The sequence below is a fragment of the uncultured Limnohabitans sp. genome, from assembly GCF_937889215.1.
Classification (GTDB): domain Bacteria; phylum Pseudomonadota; class Gammaproteobacteria; order Burkholderiales; family Burkholderiaceae_C; genus Limnohabitans_A.
In genome coordinates, this window is sequence record NZ_CALBEX010000464.1 from 1 (window position 1) to 3,035 (window position 3,035).

The window sequence follows — 3,035 nt, forward strand, 5'->3', positions numbered from 1 at the left end:
CGCATTTGAACTCGCATTCAAAGTCGCAAAATTTCCCGCATGATTTGGTAAATATCTTTACATGACATAGACTTGCGTCTTATGTCAAAGTCGCAAAAATTTCAGCTTTATGACCATCCTGCCCAGATGGAGCCCTTGCTGCCCGCTGAGCACCGCATGGGGCCCCTGCTGGAGCGTTCGCATGATCTGATCCGCAAGGCAGACCGTTTGTCGGGCTGGTGCCCGAGCGGAGCGCTGCCGGGGCTGCGCTCATCGTTGCGGGCCATGAACTCGTATTACTCCAACAAGATCGAGGGTCAGCACACCTTGCCGCTGGAGATCGAGCAAGCCCTGCGCAACGATTACGCCCAGGACGCCGACAAGGCCCGCCGCCAACGCATGGCGCTGGCGCACATGGCGACCGAGTCGCAATTGGAGGCGCTGTGGCCTGCGTGGGACGGTGCCCAAGTCTGGTCGATGCAGACCGTCTGCGACATCCACCAGGATTTGTTCGCCCGCTTGCCCGAAGCCGATCGCCAGCTTGAATCACCCTCTGGCCCGCAAACCTTGCAGCCCGGTGCTTTGCGTGAACGCGAGGTCAGTGTGGGGCGGCATGCCGCGCCCGCTGCGGCGGCTTTGCCAGCTTTTTTAGCGCGGTGGTCCTCTGTGTATTCGGGCTTGCGCCGAGGCGAGCTGCAGCTGGTGGCCATGGCGGCGGCGCACCAGCGGCTGGCCTGGATTCACCCTTTTGCAGACGGCAACGGGCGTGTGGTGCGGCTGCACAGCCATTTGGTGTTGGGCCATATGGGCTTGACCAACGGTTTGTGGTCGCCTTTACGGGGCTTTGCCCGCACACACGAAGCGTATTACGCCAACTTGGCAGCAGCCGATGAACCCCGGGCAGGCGATCTGGATGGCCGGGGCAACCTGACCGAGTCGGGTTTGATTCGCTGGATCGATTACGTGCTGGGCTTGTGCATCGACCAAGTCGACTTCATGTCGGGCTTGCTGTCACTCGATGGCATGAAGGACCGCATGGCGGCGTGCTTGGCCTATGAAGAGCGGGTGGTCAAGCAAGGCGTGCGCGCCGAAGCTTTGCGGGCGCTGCATTACCTGTTTGCGTCGCAGGCCGAGCTGGACCGGGCCGACTTCAAAGCCATGCTGGGTTTGGGCGAACGCTTGGCCACGGCGCAGGTGTCGGCTTTGCTCAAAAGGGGGTTGCTGGAAAGCGATTCGCCCCACGGCAAGCTGCGATTGGGTGTGCCGCAGCACGCGCTGCGCTTTTATTTTCCGAGTTTGTGGCCGGAGGCCGAGGCTCAGGGCTGAAAGCGCTTCACCTTCACCCCAAACCCAGCGGCAGCGCCGTTTTGTAGCGCACCTGCTTGAGCGCAAAGCTGGAGCGGATTTTTTCTACGCCAGGAATCGGTGAAAGCTGCTCCAGAATGAAGCGCTCCAGCGCCGCCATGTCGCGCACCGCTACGCGCAACAAATAGTCGCTGTCGCCGGTCATCAAATAGCACTCCATCACCTCGTCGTGTTGGGCAATGTGCGCCTCAAAGTCGGCCAAGGTGGCTTTGCTTTGGGTCTTGAGGCTGATCGAGATGAACACCGTGAGGCCCAGCCCCAGCGCTGCCGCGCTGGCCAGAGCCACGTATCGCTGAATCACGCCGCCCGACTCCAGCGCCTTCACGCGGGCCAGACATGGCGAGGGCGACAAGCCAATGCGTTTGGCCAGCGTCACGTTGGACAGTGCGCCGTCGCGCTGCAGTTCGTCCAGTATCTTCAAATCCACGTTGTCCAGAATCATGTGCTGAATTCCTTTTAATTTCGGCATATTGTGCTTTAAATTGTGGCTGGAGAGGTGTAAATACGCAGCACATGCGCCGCCTGCATCTGTAGAGTCATATCTATGAACGCACCCTTTGAACCCTTGCTCCGCACCCTGATGAACACAGGCGACATCGACCCCGAAGAAACCGCAGAGTGGCGCGAGGCTTTGCTGGCGCTGATCGGCTCGCAAGGCCCTGAGCGTGCCCGCCAGATTCTGGACGAGCTGGCCCGCGTGGCGCGGCAGCACCGCACCGGCTGGCAACCCGAGCTGAATACGCCCTACATGAACACCATCGCGGTCGATGACCAGCCGGTGTTTCCCGGCGACTTGGCCACCGAAGAGCGGCTGGTGGCCATCATGCGTTGGAACGCGCTGGCCATGGTGGTGCGCGCCAACCAAGCCTATGGCGAGTTGGGCGGGCACATCGCCAGTTACGCCAGCGTGGCCGATTTGTTCGAAACCGGGTTTCACCACTTTTTTCATGCGCGCACCGAGCAGCACCAAGGCGATCTGGTGTTCTTCCAGCCGCACAGCGCCCCCGGGGTGTACGCCCGCGCCTTTTTGGAAGACCGCTTGAGCGAGGCGGACTTGCTGCATTACCGCCAAGAGATCACCGCACCCGACAGCGGCGCGCGCGGTTTGTCGAGTTATCCGCACCCTTGGCTGATGCCCGACTTTTGGCAGTTCCCTACGGGCTCCATGGGCTTGGGGCCGATCAGCTCGATCTACCACGCCCGCTTCATGCGCTACCTGACGCACCGCCAGCTGCAAGACTGCAGCGCACGCAAGGTGTGGGGCGTGTTTGGCGACGGCGAGATGGACGAGCCCGAGAGCATGAGCGCCCTGACACTGGCCGCGCGCGAAAAACTCGACAACCTGGTGTGGGTGGTCAACTGCAACTTGCAGCGCCTGGACGGCCCGGTGCGCGGCAACGGTCGCATCATCGACGAGCTGGAAAAGCTGTTTGCAGGTGCAGGCTGGAACGTGATCAAGCTGGTCTGGGGCAGCGACTGGGACGGTCTGCTGGCGCGTGACACCTCGGGCGCTTTGCTGCGCGCTTTTGCCAACACGGTGGACGGCCAGATGCAGACCTTTGCCGCCAAGGACGGGCGCTACAACCGCGACAACTTCTTTGGCCAAAACGAAGAACTGGCAAGGTTGGCGCAGGGCATGACCGACGAGCAGATCGACCGCCTCAAGCGTGGTGGGCACGACATCGTGAAAA

General features: G+C 61.5%; 2 protein-coding genes and 1 pseudogene. 2 read left to right on the forward strand and 1 reads right to left on the reverse strand.

Annotated features, from left to right (window positions below; translation table 11 throughout):
* Positions 1-81 precede the first annotated feature (81 nt).
* Positions 82-1,305, forward strand: a complete 1,224-nt coding sequence (locus Q0341_RS11700; RefSeq protein ID WP_299513478.1) for a Fic family protein — start codon at positions 82-84, stop codon at positions 1,303-1,305.
* Between the two features lie 13 nt (positions 1,306-1,318).
* On the opposite strand, the gene Q0341_RS11705 is transcribed toward Q0341_RS11700, so the two are convergent.
* A complete protein-coding gene (locus Q0341_RS11705; RefSeq protein ID WP_299513481.1) occupies positions 1,319-1,786 on the reverse strand; it encodes an Lrp/AsnC family transcriptional regulator in 468 nt (155 codons plus the stop codon).
* 102 nt (positions 1,787-1,888) lie between these two features.
* Here Q0341_RS11705 and Q0341_RS11710 point away from each other — a divergent pair.
* Positions 1,889-3,035 (forward strand): annotated as a pseudogene (locus Q0341_RS11710) (pyruvate dehydrogenase (acetyl-transferring), homodimeric type); the annotation flags it as partial.